12 protein-coding genes are annotated in these 19,591 nt (G+C 54.4%); 8 read left to right on the top strand and 4 right to left on the bottom strand.

Annotated elements, in window-relative coordinates:
- Positions 1–116 precede the first annotated feature (116 nt).
- On the top strand, positions 117–4,988 hold the full coding sequence (locus tag IEX86_RS06190; RefSeq protein WP_188865241.1) for an NAD-glutamate dehydrogenase: 4,872 nt from the start codon (positions 117–119) through the stop codon (positions 4,986–4,988).
- 49 nt (positions 4,989–5,037) lie between these two features.
- Here IEX86_RS06190 and IEX86_RS06185 read toward each other — a convergent pair whose 3' ends face one another.
- The gene (locus tag IEX86_RS06185; RefSeq protein ID WP_188865240.1) at positions 5,038–6,042 is read right to left on the bottom strand and encodes an alpha/beta fold hydrolase; all 1,005 of its coding nucleotides are present in this window, start codon (positions 6,040–6,042) and stop codon (positions 5,038–5,040) included.
- Between the two features lie 229 nt (positions 6,043–6,271).
- Here IEX86_RS06185 and IEX86_RS06180 point away from each other — a divergent pair, with 229 nt between their 5' ends.
- The 4 genes from IEX86_RS06180 to IEX86_RS06165 all read left to right on the top strand — a co-directional run bounded on the left by IEX86_RS06180 (position 6,272) and on the right by IEX86_RS06165 (position 12,086).
- Entirely contained in the window at positions 6,272–8,530 is a 2,259-nt protein-coding gene (locus tag IEX86_RS06180) for an ATP-binding protein (RefSeq protein WP_188865239.1), read from the top strand.
- Between the two features lie 10 nt (positions 8,531–8,540).
- Positions 8,541–9,002, top strand: a complete 462-nt coding sequence (locus tag IEX86_RS06175) for a response regulator (protein ID WP_188865238.1) — start codon at positions 8,541–8,543, stop codon at positions 9,000–9,002.
- 88 nt (positions 9,003–9,090) lie between these two features.
- A complete protein-coding gene (locus IEX86_RS06170) occupies positions 9,091–11,508 on the top strand; it encodes a response regulator (RefSeq protein ID WP_188865237.1) in 2,418 nt (805 codons plus the stop codon).
- On the top strand, positions 11,505–12,086 hold the full coding sequence (locus IEX86_RS06165) for a biliverdin-producing heme oxygenase (RefSeq protein WP_188865236.1): 582 nt from the start codon (positions 11,505–11,507) through the stop codon (positions 12,084–12,086). The genes IEX86_RS06170 and IEX86_RS06165 overlap by 4 nt, the downstream gene beginning before the upstream one ends.
- Here IEX86_RS06165 and IEX86_RS06160 read toward each other — a convergent pair.
- Positions 12,072–13,007 carry a DUF6685 family protein gene (locus IEX86_RS06160; RefSeq protein ID WP_188865235.1) on the bottom strand — a complete coding sequence of 312 codons (936 nt, stop codon included), beginning with the start codon at positions 13,005–13,007 and terminating at the stop codon, positions 12,072–12,074. The genes IEX86_RS06165 and IEX86_RS06160 overlap by 15 nt on opposite strands.
- 396 nt (positions 13,008–13,403) lie before the next feature.
- Here IEX86_RS06160 and IEX86_RS06155 point away from each other — a divergent pair, with 396 nt between their 5' ends.
- Complete coding sequence (locus IEX86_RS06155) at positions 13,404–14,432, top strand: quinone-dependent dihydroorotate dehydrogenase (protein ID WP_188865234.1); 1,029 nt, start codon at positions 13,404–13,406, stop codon at positions 14,430–14,432.
- Positions 14,433–14,539: 107 nt separating this feature from the next.
- Here the strand turns inward: IEX86_RS06155 and rmf are convergent, their stop codons facing one another.
- Entirely contained in the window at positions 14,540–14,755 is a 216-nt protein-coding gene (gene rmf / locus IEX86_RS06150; RefSeq protein ID WP_010797981.1) for a ribosome modulation factor, read from the bottom strand.
- Between the two features lie 312 nt (positions 14,756–15,067).
- On the opposite strand from rmf, the gene rlmKL reads away from it, so the two are divergent.
- Positions 15,068–17,260, top strand: a complete 2,193-nt coding sequence (gene rlmKL, locus IEX86_RS06145) for a bifunctional 23S rRNA (guanine(2069)-N(7))-methyltransferase RlmK/23S rRNA (guanine(2445)-N(2))-methyltransferase RlmL (protein WP_188865233.1) — start codon at positions 15,068–15,070, stop codon at positions 17,258–17,260.
- A gap of 215 nt (positions 17,261–17,475) precedes the next feature.
- Positions 17,476–18,519, top strand: a complete 1,044-nt coding sequence (locus tag IEX86_RS06140; RefSeq protein WP_188865232.1) for an acyltransferase family protein — start codon at positions 17,476–17,478, stop codon at positions 18,517–18,519.
- On the opposite strand, the gene IEX86_RS06135 is transcribed toward IEX86_RS06140, so the two are convergent.
- On the bottom strand, positions 18,520–19,581 hold the full coding sequence (locus tag IEX86_RS06135; RefSeq protein ID WP_188865231.1) for an oxidoreductase: 1,062 nt from the start codon (positions 19,579–19,581) through the stop codon (positions 18,520–18,522). It abuts the gene before it with no gap.
- Positions 19,582–19,591 lie beyond the last annotated feature (10 nt).

Below are 19,591 nucleotides of genomic sequence, written 5' to 3'. Positions count from 1 at the left end.
AGTCAGAGACTTTAGTTGCAATAAAGTTGAACTCGCGCTGAACACCCTGGGTCCTCGTCCTTGTATGTAGGCACCAGGCGTGCAAAAAACGAATAAAGCCCAGATGGAGTACAACCATGGCGTTTTTTACCGCTGCCAGCAAAGCGGACTTTCAACACCAGCTACACCTTGCTCTCGCTCAGCATGTCGACGAGCCAACGCTCGCCAGGCTGACCCCCTTCGCTGACCAATTCTTTGGAATCGTCGCGTTGGAAGAACTGACCCAGCGCCGGCTCTCGGACCTTGTTGGTTGTGTACTCTCGGCCTGGCGCCTGTTAGAGCGTTTCAATCCAGTTCAGCCACAGGTCAATGTATTCAATCCCGAGTACGAGCGACATGGTTGGCAATCAGCTCATACGGCGGTAGAGGTCCTGCATGCCGATATTCCTTTCCTGGTCGATTCGGTCCGCATGCAGATCAATCGCTCTGGGTATAGCGTGCATACCCTGCAGAACAGTGTACTGAGCGTACGCCGTGATGACGCAGGTCGGCTGCTCGAGGTGCTACCCAAGGGCACCCAGGGGGAAGGTGTTAGCCAAGAGTCAGTCATTTTCCTGGAAATCGATCGCTGTGCTTCAGCCAGCGACATGAAGGCACTTGAGTCTGCCTTGCTGGAGGTGCTGGGCGAGGTACGTCTGGCCGTGAGCGATTTCAATCCCATGAAGCAGCGTGTGTCGGATCTGCTGGGTCAGCTGGATACCATGGCGGGCCCGAATGCGACAGCAGACGAGCTGGATGAGGTTAAAACATTCCTGACCTGGCTTAACGACAACCACTTTACCTTTTTGGGCTATGAAGAGTTCACCGTCCAGGACGAAGGCGAGGGTGGCCGTATCTTCTATGATGAGTCATCGCTTCTGGGGCTTTCGCGGCAGCTACGTACTGGCCTTACCGCTGAAGATGCTCATATCCAGACCGAGTCGCTGCACTATTTCCGTGAGCCTTTACTGCTCTCGTTTGCTAAGGCTGCCTTGCCAAGCCGGGTGCACCGTCCGGCCTATCCGGATTTCGTCTCAATTCGTCAGTGCGATGAGCAGGGGCATGTTGTCCGTGAACACCGCTTCATGGGGTTGTATACCTCCAATGTGTATAACCAGAGCGTAGAAACCATCCCCTTCATTCGACGCAAGTCGGCTGAAGTCAGACGGCGTGCCGACTTTGGGGCCAGTGCACACTTAGGCAAAGAGCTGGCCCAGGTACTTGAAGCGTTACCCCGCGATGATCTTTTCCAGACGCCGGTAGACGACCTCTTCGGTACGGCGATGTCCATCGTGCAGATTCAGGAGCGCAACAAAGTTCGCGTCTTCCTGCGTCGCGATCCCTATGGACGCTTCTATTACTGCCTGGCCTATGTGCCGCGTGATATCTATTCCACAGAAGTCCGTCAGCGCATGCAGCAAATCCTCATGGAGCGTCTGCATGGTACTGACTGCGAGTTCTGGACGTACTTCTCCGAATCTGTCCTCGCTCGTGTCCAGTTCATTCTGCGGATAGACCCTGGCCAGAAGCCTGAAATCAATCCTTCGCGTATCGAAAAAGAAATGGTACAGGCGTGCCGTTCCTGGAAGGATGATTACGCTAGTCTGATCATTGATAATCTGGGCGAAGCTCAGGGAACCGCGGTACTGGCTGACTTCCCTCAAGGTTTCCCAGCGGGCTATCGCGAGCGCTTTGCCCCGCATCTGGCTGTAGTGGACATGCGGCACCTGCTAAACCTGTCGGAAAGCCGCCCGCTGATCATGAGTTTTTATCAGCCGCTCGGCTATAGCGGTGGCGATAACGTCCTGCATTGCAAGCTCTATCATGCTGACACACCGCTTGCTCTGTCTGATGTGTTGCCGATCCTTGAGAACCTCGGTTTGCGTGTGCTGGGTGAATTCCCTTATCACCTGCGCAAAAAGGATGGGCGCGAATACTGGATTCACGATTTTGCCTTCACTACGGTGGCAGGGCTGAATGTGGATCTGCAGCAGCTCAACGACACCTTCCAGGATGCCTTCATCCATATCGTCAACGGCAGTGCCGAAAACGACTCATTCAACCGCCTGGTGTTGACTGCCGGTTTACCCTGGCGTGATGTCGCTCTGCTGCGTGCGTATGCTCGCTACCTCAAGCAGATTCGCATTGGTTTCGACGTGGGCTATATCGCCAGCACGTTGAACAACCATGTCGACATTGCTCGCGAGCTGACGCGTCTGTTCCGTATGCGCTTCTATCTGGCACGCCGCATGAGTCCAGAGGATCTGGAGGACAAGCAGCAGCGTCTGGAACAGGCCATTCTGGCGGCACTGGATAATGTAGCGGTACTTAACGAAGACCGTATCCTTCGCCGCTATCTCGATCTCATCAAGGCAACACTGCGCACCAACTTCTATCAGCCGGATGAAAATGGCCAATCCAAAGGCTATTTCAGCTTCAAGTTCAACCCGCGTGCGATTCCCGAGCTGCCCAAGCCGGTGCCGCGGTTTGAAATTTTCGTCTACTCGCCACGTGTAGAAGGCGTACACCTGCGGGGCGGCAAGGTTGCCCGCGGCGGGCTGCGCTGGTCGGATCGTGAAGAAGACTACCGTACCGAGGTGCTGGGCCTGGTGAAGGCGCAGCAGGTCAAGAACTCTGTAATCGTGCCAGTTGGCGCAAAGGGTGGTTTCGTCCCGCGACGCCTGCCTGCGGGCGGCAACCGGGACGAGATCCTGGCCGAGGCAATTGCCTGCTACCGTATCTTTATTTCTGGATTACTGGATATCACCGACAACCTCAAAGAGGGTGAAATCGTTCCGCCAGCAGGTGTTGTGCGCCAGGACGATGATGATCCTTATCTGGTTGTGGCAGCAGATAAAGGTACGGCGACTTTCTCGGATATTGCTAACGGTATCGCTGCAGAATACGGCTTCTGGTTGGGTGATGCGTTTGCCTCTGGTGGTTCGGCAGGTTACGACCACAAGAAGATGGGTATTACCTCACGGGGTGCCTGGGTCAGCGTGCAACGGCATTTCCGCGAGCAGGGTATCGATGTTCAGAAGGACCCCGTTACTGTGCTGGGGATTGGTGACATGGCCGGTGACGTATTCGGTAACGGCCTGTTGCGCTCGGAAAGCCTTCAGCTGGTTGCAGCGTTCAACCACCTGCATATCTTTATCGACCCGAATCCAGATGCGGCTCGCAGTTTCGCCGAACGCCAGCGTCTCTTTGACCTGCCACGTTCCAGCTGGACGGATTATGACACCAGCCTGATCTCCGAAGGCGGTGGTATCTTCTCGCGCAGTGCCAAGCGGATCGATATCACTCCGCAAATGAAAGAGCGCTTCGACATCCGGGCCGATCAACTGACGCCTAATGAGCTGATTCATGCTTTGCTCAAGGCACCGGTTGACCTCATCTGGAATGGCGGTATCGGTACTTATGTGAAGGCCAGCTTCGAATCCCACGCAGATATTGGGGACAAGGCCAACGATGCACTGCGGGTAAATGGCAACGAACTGCGTGCCAAAGTGCTGGGTGAGGGCGGTAACCTGGGCATGAGCCAGCTGGCACGTGTCGAGTACGGCCTGAACGGTGGGGCATGCAACACTGACTTTATCGATAACGCTGGCGGCGTTGACTGTTCTGACCATGAGGTCAACATCAAGATCCTCTTGGGCGATGTGGTGTCTTCCGGCGACATGACCCTAAAGCAGCGTAACCAGCTGATGGGTGAAATGACCGATGAAGTTGGTGAGCTGGTCGTCAACAATAACTACATGCAAACCCAGGCCCTGTCCTTGGCGGAGCGGCGTGCACGCACGCATCTCATGGAGTACAAGCGTCTCATCGTGGATCTGGAAAGCCGAGGCAAGCTTGATCGGGCCTTGGAGTTCCTCCCTTCCGACGATATTCTGGCTGAGCGTGCCAGTCAGGGTATAGGCCTGACTCGCGCCGAGCTTTCGGTGCTGATCTCTTACAGCAAGATCGATTTGAAGGAGCAGCTCCTCAAGTCCAGTGTGCCGGACGATGAGTACCTCAGCCGCGACATGCATACGGCCTTCCCGCAGCGCCTGACCGAGGAGTTCGGCGAGGCGATGCAGCGACACCGCCTGAAGCGTGAAATCGTGAGCACCCAGATCGCCAATGATCTGATCAACCACATGGGCATTACCTTTATCCAGCGGCTCAAGGAATCGACCGCCATGAGCGCGGCAGATATCACGCGAGCTTACGTCGTCATGCGTGATGTCCTGCATCTACCGCACTGGTGGCGGCAGATCGAGGCGCTGGACTACAAGGTTCCGGCCGATGTTCAGCTGAGCTTGATGGACGAGCTGATGCGTCTGGGACGTCGCGCAACACGCTGGTTCCTGCGCAGCCGTCGTGGCGAGTTGGATGCCGCGCAAGACGTTGCTCACTTCGGGCCGCGTGTTGCCGCGCTGGGTGTTCGCTTGAACGAGCTTCTTGAGGGCGAGCCGCGTGGTCAGTGGGAAGCGCGTTATCAGCATTACATCAATCAGGGAACGCCTGAACTGCTGGCACGTGTTGTGGCGGGAACCACACACATCTATACGCTCTTGCCAATCATACAGGCAGCCGATGTAACCGGGCATGATCCTATCCAGGTAGCCTCGACCTGGTTCGCGGTTGGCAATGCGCTTGATCTGACCTGGTTTCAGCAGCAGCTTAATGAGTTGCCGGTCGAAAACGCCTGGCAGGCGCTGGCACGTGAAGCATTCCGCGATGAGCTGGATGCGCAGCAGCGCATTATCACTATTGCGGTTCTGCAGATGCCCGAGGCACCTGAGGACAGTGCTGCACGTCTGGCGCTCTGGATGGAGCACAACCGTGCCATGGTGGAGCGTTGGAGGGGCATGCTTGGTGATGTGCGTGCCGCCAGTGGCAAAGACTTTGCCATGTATGCTGTTGCAACGCGTGAGCTGATGGATCTGGCCAGTCTGGGCTCGGCTTCAAGCTCAACGATGTAAACAGTGCCGCTCATAAAAAACCCCGCCTTGGCGGGGTTTTTTATCTGGCTTACTTGAGTTTGGCCAACTCTTCAAGCAGCGCCTTGTGAAAGCGCTCCGGGTCCTGGATCTGGGGGGCGTGCCCCATGTCATCAAACTCTACCAGGGTGGCATGAGGAATCGTTTCTGCCGTTTTCTTGCCTAGGGTTGTGTAGTCACCCAGCTTTTTCTGTGCTTCAGGTGAGGCTGCATCCTTGCCAATCGCAGTGTTGTCCTTGGTGCCTATCATGAGCAGGGTTGGCATGCGCAATTGATCAAATTCATAGACGACGGGTTGGGTATAGATCATGTCGTAGAGCAGTGCCGAATTCCAGGCTACTACCTGCTTGCCTTCGCCTCGGTACAAACCCGCCAGCATATCGACCCAGCGATCATATTCAGGCTTCCATTGGCCGGCATAGTAGGTATTTTGCTCATATTTGCGGATACCTTCGGCGCTTGTGTTCAGCTCTCGCTCGTACCACTGATCAACGCTGCGGTAAGGCACGCCTTTGGTTTTCCAGTCTTCAAGGCCGATGGGATTTACCATGACCAGCTGCTCGACCTGGTTGGGATAGAGGAGGGCGTAACGAGTAGCCAGCATGCCTCCGGTGGAGTGTCCCAGGACTGTGACCTTATCTACACCCAGGCGCTCTAGAAGCGCGTGGGTGTTCACAGCCAATTGCTGGAAGGTGTATTGGTAATGTTCGGGCTTGGTTGATTTGCAAAAGCCGATCTGATCTGGAGCTACCACTCGATAACCGGCCCCGCTCAGCTGGGCGATGGTCGTTTCCCAAGTTCCGGCACAAAAGTTCTTTCCATGCATCAGTACCACAGTGCGTCCATTGGGTGCGGCAGTGGGTTTCACATCAATATATGCCATTTGCAGGCGTTGATTTTGAGACGTGAACTTAAACTCACTTACAGGATAGGCGTACTCGAAGCCCTCCAGACGAGGACCATAGGCGGCATCGGCAGCTAACGCCGAATGGGTAAGGGTAGCTAGCAGCAAAGCGGGGGCGAGGCGCGCGAACATGGATGACTTGCTCCTTGAGACGATTCAGCCGTTTCGACTTACCCTAGGTAAGTAGTAGTTCCGCAGTCTACTGCCACTGTTTGACAAGACATGTACAGTAGAAAGGCGCTAGTACGCATGCCGTGGGCCTCTAAAACGCATTCCGACGAACATACTTGTACAACAACGTACCTATACAGGCACAATGTATACAAAGAAATCATCCATACGTAACGATAGGAGAGGATGCTTGGCCCTCGCCGATAGTCCCAGTTCCTCGCTTCCAGCCAGTACGCTGACGGAATGTGCGAAAGAACCCATACACATTCCTGGCAGTATTCAACCAAATGGATTTCTACTGGCCCTGAGCGAGCCGACTCTGACGATTACTCAGGTGAGCCAAAATGTGCAGGACTACCTGAATACCCCCCCCGCTGACCTGTTAGGGCGATGCCTGAGTGATTTCCTGCCTGAAACAGATTTCTCTGAGCGACTGAAAGAACTGGCCCTGGAAGACCATAACCCTTTCTACTTGGGCGATGTGGCGTTGCACCTTGCTGGTAGCACCTATCCGTTCGCCATGTTCGTGCATCGATTCAATGGTGTGTTAATCGCTGAATTCGAGGCGGCCGGCACCGCGGCAATGGCCTATACGACCATGTATCCCCTGGTACGTACCTTTGTAGAGCAACTGCGGCATGCAGACTCCATTGAGGCGCTGTGCTTGCTGGCGGTCAGGGAAGTCAAAAGGATTACTCAGTTCGGTCGTGTATTGGCTTATCGCTTTGATCACGACGGGCATGGCCAGGTCATTGCCGAAGAGGCTGACGAGGGCTACGACCGTTACCTGGGACATTTCTTCCCTGAGTCAGATATTCCCGCTCAGGCGCGCCGGCTCTACCGTGAGAATCGTATCCGTGTCATCCAGGATGCGTATTACAAGCCGTCAGCCATCGAGCCTTCGATCAACCCTGAGACGGGGCGTCCGCTGGACCTTAGCTTTGCGATGCTCCGTAGTGTGTCGCCTGTGCATATCCAATACATGCGCAACATGGGTACACAGGCATCAATGTCCATTTCCATTCTGGTGGATAACAAGCTCTGGGGGCTTATTTCCTGTCACGATGCCGAACCCAAGGCGGTCAGCTTTCAAAAGCGCACCGGCTGCGAGCTGCTCGGCCGCATGTTGTCCTTGCAGATCGAGTCGGCAGAGTCCCATGAGCTGGCCGATAGACGCCTATTACTGCGGCAGATGATCGTCCAGTTGTTGGCCGTTATGGCTGACCGTGACAGTGTTATTGAAGGCATTGCTGAGGTGCCGGAGGTATTTCTTCAGTTTGCCGGCGCGATGGGAGGCGCCATCGTCTCGGCCGAGCGCTGCGATCTGATCGGTCACACACCACCACGCTCGGTGGTTGAATCATTGGTGATGTGGCTTTCAACTCACGCTGAGGATGATTTTCACACCAACAACGTATCACGTGATATTCCTGAACTGGAATTGAGTGATTATGTAGGCGGCCTCTTGGCGGTGCCGATTTCCGAGCTTCATTCCCATTATTTGATATGGTTCCGGCCCGAGCAGATTCAGGTCGTCAATTGGGCTGGGCCGCCGCATAAAGCTGTACAGGACGACGGTAGACTTAACCCTCGCCTGAGCTTTAATACGTGGCAGGAAACTGTTCGGGGCTTTTCGCTGCCCTGGGACCCCTTAGAAGTCGAAAGTAGCATTGAGCTGCGCAATGCCGTTCGCGGTATCGTCTTGCGCAAGGCTGAAGAGCTGGCTGAACTGGCAGAGGAGCTCAAGCGAACCAATAAGGAGCTTGAAGCCTTCTCTTACAGCGTTTCACATGACCTGCGGGCACCTCTACGGCATATTGCAGGTTATGCGGAACTGCTGAATGATTTCGAAGGTGACAAGCTTTCTGATCGTGGAGCTCGGTTCCTGGAAAACATCGGCGTTTCAGCACGTTTTGCTGGAACACTGGTTGATAACCTGCTGAGCTTTTCCCAGATGGGGCGGGCAGCCATCCGGTATTCCGATGTAAACGTCGCGGCCTTGATCGAGGCAATTCGCCAGGAAATGGCGCCTGACTTTGCTGGGCGAAAAATCGAATGGAAGATTGGGGCATTGCCCATGGTCATTGCTGATGCGGCTTTTGTTCATCTGGCGCTTCGCAACTTGATCTCCAACGCTATCAAATACACACGTAACCGTGAGCAGGCAGTTATTGAGATCGGCGCCAGTTCCACTGACAAAGAAGATATCTTCCATGTCAGGGATAACGGAGTTGGGTTTAACATGGACTATGTCGGCAAGCTGTTTGGTGTTTTTCAGCGGCTGCATCATATGGACGAGTTCGAAGGTATCGGTATTGGTCTTGCAACCGTACGCCGTATCATAGAACGCCACGATGGCAGGGTTTGGGCTGAGGGAGAGCTGGGTACAGGTGCCACGTTCTACTTTGCTTTACCAAAACAACGCCCCCTTTCCACACAGAAACGTTGAGATTCCTCCCATGCTTAAGCCGATTGTTCTGATTGAAGATAATCCGCACGATCTTGAGCTGACGCTGGTTGCGCTTGAGCGAAGCCAGTTAGCCAACGAGGTGATCGTCCTGCGTGATGGTGCCGAGGCATTAGATTATCTTAAGCGTCGTGGCAGCTATGCCGAGCGCCCCGAGGGTAATCCCGCCGTTATGCTGCTGGATCTCAAGCTGCCAAAAGTTGATGGTCTTGAAGTGCTCAAGGAAGTACGTGCCACCTCTGAGCTGCGTAGCATACCGGTCGTGATGCTGACGTCTTCCCGGGAGGAGCCTGATCTTGAACGTGCCTACCAACTTGGCGTTAATGCGTATGTGGTAAAACCTGTCGAGTTTCGCGACTTTGTAGCGGCCATTAGCGACCTGGGCGTCTTTTGGGCTGTGCTCAACGAGCCACCGCCAGGCTCGTTCCGTCTCACTCGCCGTCCCGGGTCATAGAGAGGTCTTTATCAAATCTTATACTGCAGATGATGCTAGCGGCTTCATCCTACGTTCTATGCCTGTGGAACCTGCTTGGCGAAGCAATATGCCCTTACCGAAACGTATCAAGATTTTATTGGTAGAGGATAGCAAGCTTGATGTTGAGCTGATCCTTATCGAGCTAGAGCGTAATGGCTTCAATCTTGAGCCAACGGTGGTGTATGACCGAGCAAGGCTTGATGAAGCGCTGTGTAGTCAGCCGTTCGATATTATTCTTTCGGATATTATTCTGCCTGGCTTCTCCGGAGCCGAGGCGCTAAAGATGGCGCGTCTGGCTGCTCCCGATACGCCATTCATCTTTGTTTCCGGTATTTTTGGTGAGGCGCACGCAGTAGAAATGATGCGCCTGGGCGCTAATGACTATGTTCTCAAGCAGAGTCTGGAGCTGCTTTCTACCTCGGTAGAGCGTGCGTTGACCGTTGTGCATGAGCGACGAGAGCGCCGCAAGGCCGAAGAGGCATTGCAAACGCTTGAGGTGCGCTCTCGACTGGCAATTGATGCGGCGCGTTTGGGTATGTGGGAGCTTCAACCCGAGACGAATAGCCTGTTGTGGGACGAACGCTGCAAAGCAATGTTCGACCTACCGCCAGAGGCGCAGGTCGATCTGGAGCTCTTTGCTCGTCTGGGGCATCCAGACGAAGTCCAAAAGATGTTTAATGCGGTGCGTCGTGCCACTGAGCACAGCAATGATCAGGAATACCACGCAGAATATCGAATCTCCCTTCCTGCTGGCGGTCAGCGCTGGATTGAGGCGAGAGGCAAGGCCTTTTTCGAAGACGGCATCTGTACCCGTCTGCTAGGAGTGATGATGGACATCACCCAGCAAAAGCGGGCTACTGAGGCGCTGGAACAGCTCAATACCTTATTGGGCGAGCGCGTGCAGGAGCGTACGCGTGAGCGTGACCGTACCTGGGACCTGTCGCGGGATCTGTTGATTGTGACGGGGCCACATGGTCGGCTGCTGGCACTGAATCCTGCCTGGGCTGAAACGCTTGGCTGGGATCGTCAGGCCCTGATTGATAGACCCTTTATTGAGTTGGTACACAGTGATGATCGCAGCATCACTCAGGCCGAACTCAATAGTGTTCGCAACGGACGGATAACCAATCGGTTCGTTAATCGTATCCAGCACCGGGATGGCAGCTACCGCTGGATTTCCTGGACGGCTGTACCTGAAAACGGAAAGATGTATGGCTCAGGCCGCGACATCACCGCCGAAGTTGACGCGATGGAAGAGCTGGCTACCGCCAATCGACAGTTGCGTGAGCAGATCAATGAGCGGGAGCGGGTAGAGGCGACACTGCAGCAAATGCAGCGCCTAGAAGCTGTAGGCCAACTCACGGCTGGTGTTGCGCATGACTTCAACAATCTGCTGACCGTTATTCTCAGCAGCGCCGCGTTCATGGGTCGCGATCTGGAAAAAGGCACCCTGGACAAGCTGCCGTCTCGCCTGCAGAACGTCCGCGAAGCAGGAGAGCGAGGCGCCAAACTGATTGGCCAGTTACTGGCCTTCTCACGGCGCCAACGCCTTGCACCCAAGCCCGTCGAGTTGAATGAGACGGTCAACAGTATGCTGGCGTTGCTGCAGAGCACCATGGGCGGCAGTGTCTGGATCGAGACTTCCCTGGAGCCGGGACTCCAGCATGCGTTGGTCGACCCGACCCAGATTGAGCTGATTATCCTGAACCTTGCGATCAATGCGCGGGATGCTATGAGCGTAGGTGGCGCCTTGCATCTGAAAACTGCCAATCAAACAATTACGACCGCACCATCTCGACCAGAAGAGCCCGAACCCGGTGATTACGTCATGCTGTCCGTCAAGGATTCAGGTACCGGCATGACGGATGAGGTACTGGCCAAGGCATTCGAGCCATTCTTTACAACCAAGGAAGTAGGTAAGGGGTCCGGCTTGGGTCTTGCGCAGGTGTTTGGTTTTGCCAAGCAGTCTGGCGGTGGGGTTCGAATTGAAACCGAAATGGGCGTAGGCACTACAGTCATGGTGTTTCTCCCTCGCGCGGAAGTAGAGCAGGATGAGGCCGCCGCAGAGGTCCAGGCAGATTCCGAAAACCGGATGAATGGCCCCAAGCGTACGATCTTGTTGGTGGATGATGACAATGCTGTGCGTGAAGTGACTGCAACACTGCTTCAAGAGCTGGGGTATAACACTATCGAAGCGCAGAATGGCTTTGCTGCATTGGCTGTCATAGAGCGGACGGCCAAAATTGACTTGCTGCTGGCTGATTTTGCCATGCCAGGTATGAATGGTGCGGAGCTTGCCCGGACGTTGCGCCAGCGTCAGCCTGATCTTCCTGTAGTGTTCATCACGGGATACGCCGAGTTAGGCGAGCTGGACGAGCAGGAGTACTTCATCATACCCAAGCCTTTCCGAGAGAATGATCTGGCAAACAAGGTTCTTTCTGCCTTGCAGGGCTCCAATCCTTTGAAAGTAGTACAACAGCCATGACTAACCCTTCTATTCGTGAGCGTCTACGGCAGGCTGGTGGTGAATTACATCAGCAGGTGGATGCCCTGTTTTCGTCTTACCGATTAACTGATCTGGAAGGTTATAGCGCCTTTCTAGTGGCCCATGCATGGGCTTTGTTTCCTATGGAGGAGATGCTTGAGGCTTCAGGCATTGAAGCCATGATGCCTGAGTGGAATCAGCGTCGACGCCGGTTTGCATTGGCTGAAGATCTTGCTGTCCTGGGCGTCGCTATACCTGCTTACGAAGCCTTGCAGACCTGCACCAATGAGGCAACGCTTTGGGGTTACGCCTATGTGCTTGAGGGTTCGCGGCTCGGTGCCAAAATGATTTCCCGCCATGTGGCTGGTAGTGACGAGCCCTTGGTTCGGGCGGCAACACACTACCTGAACCATGCCCCTCAGCCGGGTCAGGCTGGATGGCCTGCTTTTTTGGCAGAGTTAGAGCGTCGGGCAGCAGAGTGGAAAGAGGACGATCTTTTCAAGGGTCAGTCTCAGGCCTTTGGGCTGTTTCTACAGGCAGGACAGCGTTTTCAGCCGGTGGCCTCAAGCATCGCCTGATTCATCAGGCGATAAGGGCTCTTCGGGCTTCTTTTCCCCAGGAGCCGCTCCAATCTGGCGCAATCGAACGAGAAGGTCAGGAGCGCCGGCAAGCTTGAGCCCCTGGCCAAGAGCATCACTAAGAGGTGCCTGGCGCGGCAGCAACAGCCACTCCAATTGCTCGGGATGGCCGGGCAAGGTGAGCCGTGCATAGGGAATAGCATTATCAATCAGAAGCTTCACAAAGCCCCGCTCGTTCCAACTCTCGGAGGGTACGGCCAGTACGTGAAAGGCTTCGCCAAGAGCTTCTATCGCAGCAGGATCAAGCTGGTAAGTTGTCAGTTCGGCCGGCAATAAGTATTCAAGACCCCTCAAGCGTGCATAGGCCACGGCGCCTGCAAAAGCACACACCTGTTGTTCATCGCCATGCCAAAATAGGCGTGACCCACGCCAGCTGGCCTCACGAAGCTGTAGCGAAAAGCGGCTCCCTGATAAGGCCTGACCTAAGGTGGTCTCAAAATCGCGGTAACTGATGATGCGAACATGGCGACGGCAGTAGGGCGTCGCTGCAAGTTCCTCGAAGCTGCTTGCAGCTAGCGTACTCACGGCAGGGTGACGCGTATAGACGCCATTGATCCAGCGCAGGTCAAAGCTGGAATAATTGATTTGGTGGGGTTTGATGAGCTGACTGAGAAGCTCATAAGCCGGTGCCTTGTCTTCTTGAACCGGGCCTGAAAGCGCCCCGCGGGACAGGGAAATCAACTGATAAAGCGGAAGACCTTCGTCCCACCAGATGCTTTCTATGTCTTCAGGTAATGGCTGAAATTTTAAATTCAGCCGACTGGCACGATGCAATACTCGGCTGGCCGATTGGCCAAGCCTTAAACGCTGGGTGAGCGCCATGAAACGAGCGCTGAGGCTTAGCGCTTTCCGCTGGCTCATCTTCCCTCCGTGGGGCAATTCACTGGCACTCCATTAGCATTCCAACGACCTGGTCACTAAAGGTCGGCTATCGGACCCTGTCAACCTATAAAGATTCACTGATTACAGTGACAAATAACTATGGCATGTGCAGGAAAGTCCGCGCGTTTTTCTTCCCAACGGTTGGACTTATCCGAGGAAGTCGTGCATCACTTGAAAAGCATTTGGGTAAATAAGAGCAGGTTTTGAAAAATACTCTTTTTATTCTGACATTTTATAACTTGTTCAGTTCTTTACTGATAACTGCTTTGCAATTACAAAAGCGCCATATGGTTTGTTACAAGTGCTGGCGCGGCGAGACTCGTGCCGGGTTGAGCTGTATAATGCCGAGTCCTTCTATTCGAACAGCTATTGCCCATGTACTCCACGGTTCGTAACCTACTGTTCAAGCTTTCTCCAGAAACGTCTCATGACCTGACGCTCGATCTGATCGGCGCTGGCGGCAGGCTAGGTCTCAATGGCATGTTCCATCGCCAACCTTCGCTTCCCGTTACGGTTATGGGTTTGGAGTTCGCCAATCCAGTAGGGCTTGCTGCTGGATTAGATAAAAATGGGGCTGCCATTGATGGTTTTTCGCAGCTGGGATTCGGTTTTATCGAAGTGGGTACAGTAACGCCTCGGCCACAGCCGGGTAATCCTCGACCACGCTTGTTCCGTATTCCTCAGGCTGAGGCCATCATCAATCGCATGGGATTCAACAATCTGGGCGTTGATCATTTGATCCAGCGGGTCAAGATGGCCAGGTACAAAGGTGTTTTGGGAATTAACATCGGTAAAAATGCTGATACGCCTGTAGAGCGTGCCGCCGATGACTATCTGCTGTGCCTGGATAAAGTCTACGAACATGCCAGCTATGTAACGGTCAACGTCAGTTCACCCAATACACCTGGGTTGCGCAGTTTGCAGTTTGGTGATTCGCTCAAGGCGCTTCTTGAGGCACTTCGGCTCCGCCAGGAAGACCTGGCTGTACGTCATGGCAGACGAGTGCCGATTGCGATCAAGATCGCGCCGGACATGACCGATGAGGAGACTGTACTTGTTGCTCATGCCATTCATCAGGCCGGTATGGATGCCATCATCGCGACAAACACCACACTCAGTCGGGAGGGGGTAGAGAATCTATCCTTTGCTGCCGAAACGGGTGGTCTCTCCGGGTCGCCAGTGCGCGAAAAAAGTACGCATACGGTGCGTGTGCTGGCCTCGGAACTCAAGGGTAAGTTGCCTATTATTGCAGCAGGTGGCATTACCGAAGGTGTGCATGCAGAACAGAAAATTGCTGCTGGTGCCAGCCTGGTGCAGATCTATACCGGCTTTATCTACAAGGGGCCGGCACTGATCCGTGAGTCGGTCGATGCCATTGCCTCGACAATCAAAAGGGCCCCATGAGGAGCCCTTGGGCTTAACCCTATGCCTCGTTGGAGGCGTATCTGGTATTCACCAGTGCGATCTGTAAGAGGGCGTTAAAACACCCCTCTAAAGCGAATGAGGTTGTATCAGCCTGCTACGTTGAGTTGATTTAAGCGATGAATGCCTGCTGTGCCGATGAAGCCATCCCAGTGGTCGCCGCGGCCCTCTCGCCAGCCGTTCATCCAGGCTTGACGAATTTTTTGATGGTTAAAGGGGCAAAGATCGCGGGACTTTCCGCTGACGCCGTGCTGATAACCACGTTGAAAAGCTCGTTCCATCGGATCACGCTTAAGTCTTCTCATAGGGTGTTGCCCTCGTTTGTTGACTGTTTTCCCAATGGCCCTTGGGCCTTGCGGAAGCGTTGCCGGCGTGACGCTTCTCATCCCGTTCATTGCGAATCGGGATTGGTTAAGTTCTAACCAATGGTTACAGCTATGTGAATGATCGTTTTGGCATAAACATAGAGTTTTTATTAAATCTAACCATAAAGACGTAATAAGAAAGACCTTTTCAAGACTGGCCTTTGTGGTCAAAGGCCCATGTAATAAGGCTCTTTATGGTTTTTAGTTTTCTGGCTGGTCAGCGGATCAGCCACTAATGAGTAATGATGATCCATGACCAATCAATGCGAATTGTTTCTAACATGTCCTAAAGGCCTGGACGGATTGCTACTGGACGAAGCGCAAGCGCTTGGCCTGGAGCAAGCACGCGCCCAGGTCTCTGCCATACGTGGACAGGGCACGTTGGAGACAGCCTATCGGCTATGTCTCTGGTCGCGTCTGGCTAACCGGGTACTGCTGGTGCTGTCACGCTTTACCGTGACGAACGCCGATACCCTCTATGAGGGAGTAGCAGCTATTGATTGGAGCGAGCATCTAGAGCCCTCCGGTACGTTGGCCGTTGAGTTTTCCGGGAAAGGATCGGGAATCGACAACACGCATTTCGGTGCGCTCAAGGTTAAGGATGCCATTGTTGATGGCTTACGTAGACTATCCGGCCAGCGCCCGTCGATTGATAAAGTACGGCCGGATGTTCGTATTCATGTTCACCTGGATCGGGGTGAGGCTACTGTATCGCTGGATCTGTCAGGGCATAGCCTTCACCAGCGTGGTTACCGTCTGCAGCAAGGTGCAGCGCCGCTCAAGGAAAACCTGGCCGCGGCTATTCTGATCCGGGCAGGATGGCCGCAGCTCGCTGCACAAGGTGGCGCACTTGCCGACCCGATGTGTGGGGTAGGAACGTTTCTTGTTGAGGCGGGGCTGATGGCAGCCGATATCGCGCCAAATTTGAAGCGTGAGCACTGGGGATTTTCGAATTGGTTAGGCCATATTCCGGCGGTGTGGAATCGTCTGATTGATGAGGCAGAAGACCGTGCGGTCGCAGGACTGGCCCGTCCGCCGCTATGGATTCGTGGATATGAGGCCGACCCTCGGCTCATCCAGCCAGCACGTAACAATATCGAGCGAGCAGGCCTTAGCGACTGGATCAAGGTCTACCAGGGTGAGGTCGCGAGCTTCGAACCCCGTCCAGACAAGAATCAGACGGGGCTTGTTATCTGCAACCCCCCTTACGGCGAGCGCCTGGGAGATGAGGCAAGTCTGCTGTATCTCTATCAGAACCTGGGCGAGCGTTTGCGTATGAGCTGCCTGAACTGGCGCGCAGGCGTGTTTACAGGCGCGCCTGATTTAGGTAAGCGCATGGGCATTCGTAGCCACAAGCAGTATGCGTTCTGGAATGGAGCGCTGCCGTGTAAGTTGCTGATGTTTGATGTAGAGCCACGCCAGTTTGTAACCGGTGAACGCTCTTCCCAAGTGTCCCAGTCACGCGACGAGACCCAGGCAGCCGCTGAGCCCGCCAAGCTGAGCGAGGGCGGGCAGATGTTTGCCAACCGCCTGCAAAAGAACTTGAAGCAACTCGCCAAATGGGCGCGCAAGGAAAATATCGAGTGCTACCGCGTTTATGATGCGGACATGCCTGAATATGCCGTAGCTGTTGATCTATATCGTGATTGGGTCCACGTACAGGAATACGCACCGCCACGGACGATCGACCCAGAGAAGGCTCAGTCACGATTGCTGGATGCATTGGCCGCCATTCCGAAAGCGCTGAATGTTGATCCTGCTCGTGTTGTGGTCAAGCGTCGTGAGCGTCAGTCTGGTAAGAAGCAGTACGAGCGTCAGGCTGCTCAAGGACACTTCATGGAGGTGACTGAAGGGGGCGTCAAGCTTTTGGTCAACCTGACTGATTATCTGGACACTGGCCTGTTTCTGGATCATCGGCCCTTGCGCTTGCGTATTCAGCAAGAGGCCGCCGGTAAGCGTTTCCTGAACCTGTTCTGCTACACCGCGACGGCTACCGTACACGCGGCTGTTGGTGGTGCCCGTAATACCACCAGTGTGGACATGTCTCGTACTTATCTGGACTGGGGACGACGTAACCTGGCGCTCAACGGCTTTTCTGACAAGCATCGTTTGGAGCAGGCAAATGTCATGGAATGGCTGGAGAATAATCAGGGAGAGTACGACCTGATTTTTATCGATCCACCGACATTCTCCAACTCCAAACGCATGGAGGGTGTGTTCGACGTCCAGCGCGACCATGTTTTGCTGATCGACATGGCCATGGCACGTCTTGCCCGTGGTGGCTTCCTGTACTTCTCCAACAATTTCCGCAAGTTCGAATTGGATCCTTCGTTGGTGTCTCGCTATCAGGTTGAAGAGGTCACACGTGACACACTCGACCCTGATTTTGCACGCAACAATAAAATCCATAGAGCTTGGCGAATTTCGGCAAAGCCGAAAGCGTGATGATGATCATGCCTGTGACCTCTGTCATGAAGTAGACCAAAACTTGAAACCCTATAGGTCGACAAGGGTCGACCTTGGGCGGATATAGCCTCTAAGGTTTGTTTAGGGGCTGGCTGCTGCCACTGCAGTACTCATAAAAGTGCTGCACAGGTAGTGCCGGCGCTGCAGCAATTCCTCGTCCGCATCAATGGGCTTCAAGGAGGCAAACGCTTTCAATGTTGGTTTCGCTTCAAGCGTTAAGGGCTTTGGCAGCCTGGCTCGTGGTGTTTCATCACTTTATGCAGGTCTTCTTCGACTTCCGGTCTGACACCCTGGTCGGCCATTTGCTCTCAACGCGAGGGCAGGTGGGAGTCGATATTTTTTTTGTTCTCAGTGGATTCGTCATCTACATCTCTACGGCTGGCCGAACCATGCCGACCTTTCGTTTCATGGTGAATCGGATCGCGCGAATAGTCCCTGCCTACTGGCTCTACACTGCCATTACTGCCGGCATCATTTATTTCGCCGCTGATGTCATGCCGGTCTACGGCGTAGCAAGCAAGGAATTATTGCTATCGCTATTTTTCATCCCTAGCCAGAACCCTGGTGGGTTTGGGCTGTACCCCACGTTACCCGTAGGATGGACGCTAAACTACGAGATGCTGTTCTACCTGCTGTTTGCGCTATCGTTCAAGGCGCCGGAGCGCTGGCGGCTCTGGATCGTATCGCTTCTGGTCGTTGGGGTTAGTGTTGCCTCAGCAGATCAGCCTTTTATCAGCCATTTCTATCACAACCCCATCATGTATGAGTTCCTGCTGGGGATGGGCATCGGTGTGCTATACCGGAAGGGGCTCATACCGCAAAGTCTGAAGGTAGCGCCACTGGTTGCGGGGTTTTCGATAGCCACGATTCTGCACTTTGATGCAGGCAACGACTGGCGCTTGCTCACGTGGGGTCTCTCCAGTGCCTTGCTTGTAGCAAGCTGTATTGCAATGGAACCGCTCTTTGCCGGTAATCGAGTGCTCAAAGCATTAGGGGACTGGTCGTACTCTGTTTACCTTATTCACGTGATCGTGCTGTGGCTAGGTGATTACTGGCTACATCATCGAGTGGGGCTAAACCCGTACGGAACGCTACTGCTGTGTCTGCCGGTCATCTTGCTGCTGTCGTGGCTCAGTTTCGAATTTATCGAGCGACGAATGACGCGTAAGGTCAAGACGGCTCTGGAGGCGGTCCCGGCACGTATCGCCGAGACCTTGGACGCAGCACGCACTCGCTGATCAGTGCCAGGCGTTGCGCTCGGCTTCACTGAAGTCGGGCACAACGCTGATGCCATTCTTTGCAGAGTGCTGCGCGGCCTCGATAACTGCCATGAGTGAGCACGCTTGAGACGGGGTCACTGGGTTTTTGGCTTTCCCGCGTAATGCCTGGACCACGGCCTGATAGTAACGGCGATGATCCCCGGCAGGGACGGGTATGGTTTCTTTGATCCCTTCAGCGTTGAACAGTTGACCAGGGTCTTCATCGGCTCCCCAGTTCATGCTGCCTGGCAGGACGCCTTGGCGAAGTGCATCTTCCTGGCGATCGGCGCCACGCTTTAACCAGCTTGCCTGAGTACCCTGGATCAAAAAGCGCGGTGAACCTCCTGCGCTCAACATCCCAGCTTGCAAAATGGCCTGGGTGCGTCCGTAATCCAGTACGACATGAAACCAGTCATCTGCCAAAGCTCCCTGACGCTGTTTTACCAGCTGAGCGGTTACTCGTTCAGGCAGACCGAACAGGCAAAGTGCCTGATCCGCCAAATGTGGGCCAAGGTCATACCACAAGCCACTGCCTGGTCCATCGCTTTCACGCCAGCGTGTGCGAACCTCAGGGCGGAAGCGCTCGATACGGGACTCATACACAGCAATCTCGCCCAGCCGGCCACTGGTGATCACGTCTTGAGCACCTAGAAAGTCGCTATCCCAGCGGCGGTTTTGAAAGACGGATAATACTTTTTGCTCCTCCTGGGCAATACCTGCCAACTGACGAGCTTCGCGAAGCGTCAGCGTAAAAGGTTTGTCCACTACAACATGCTTACCCGCTCGCAAGGCCAACTCGGCCAAGGCTGCGTGGGTATCATTAGGGGTAGCCAGCACTACCAAGTCGACATCAGGATGAGCGACCGCCGCGTGATAGTCATCAATGAGGGTGACGCCAGGGCGCTGGGTGCGAACTTTATCAATTTGACGAGAGGCTATATGGGTTAGGCGAAGGCCATTCACGCTCTCGATGAGAGGAGCATGAAAGATCTCTCCTACAAAGCCATAACCGATAAGAGCGACTCGAAGCTGGGTATCCATGACGGGCTAG

It is taken from the genome of Pseudomonas asuensis (genome assembly GCF_014646755.1).
GTDB classification, from domain to species: domain Bacteria; phylum Pseudomonadota; class Gammaproteobacteria; order Pseudomonadales; family Pseudomonadaceae; genus Chryseomonas; species Chryseomonas asuensis.
The sequence above is the reverse complement of the archived record's forward strand: the minus strand, read 5'-3'. Positions and strand labels throughout refer to the sequence as shown.

Bases quoted from the DNA above. Each gene is read 5' to 3' on its own strand.
- IEX86_RS06190 (WP_188865241.1), top strand. From the start codon at position 117: ATGGCGTTTTTTACCGCTGCCAGCAAAGCGGACTTTCAACACCAGCTA.
- IEX86_RS06185 (WP_188865240.1), bottom strand. From the start codon at position 6,042: ATGTTCGCGCGCCTCGCCCCCGCTTTGCTGCTAGCTACCCTTACCCAT.
- IEX86_RS06175 (WP_188865238.1), top strand. From the start codon at position 8,541: ATGCTTAAGCCGATTGTTCTGATTGAAGATAATCCGCACGATCTTGAG.
- IEX86_RS06170 (WP_188865237.1), top strand. From the start codon at position 9,091: ATGCCCTTACCGAAACGTATCAAGATTTTATTGGTAGAGGATAGCAAG.
- IEX86_RS06165 (WP_188865236.1), top strand. From the start codon at position 11,505: ATGACTAACCCTTCTATTCGTGAGCGTCTACGGCAGGCTGGTGGTGAA.
- IEX86_RS06160 (WP_188865235.1), bottom strand. From the start codon at position 13,007: ATGAGCCAGCGGAAAGCGCTAAGCCTCAGCGCTCGTTTCATGGCGCTC.
- IEX86_RS06155 (WP_188865234.1), top strand. From the start codon at position 13,404: ATGTACTCCACGGTTCGTAACCTACTGTTCAAGCTTTCTCCAGAAACG.
- rmf (WP_010797981.1), bottom strand. From the start codon at position 14,755: ATGAGAAGACTTAAGCGTGATCCGATGGAACGAGCTTTTCAACGTGGT.
- rlmKL (WP_188865233.1), top strand. From the start codon at position 15,068: ATGACCAATCAATGCGAATTGTTTCTAACATGTCCTAAAGGCCTGGAC.
- IEX86_RS06140 (WP_188865232.1), top strand. From the start codon at position 17,476: ATGTTGGTTTCGCTTCAAGCGTTAAGGGCTTTGGCAGCCTGGCTCGTG.
- IEX86_RS06135 (WP_188865231.1), bottom strand. From the start codon at position 19,581: ATGGATACCCAGCTTCGAGTCGCTCTTATCGGTTATGGCTTTGTAGGA.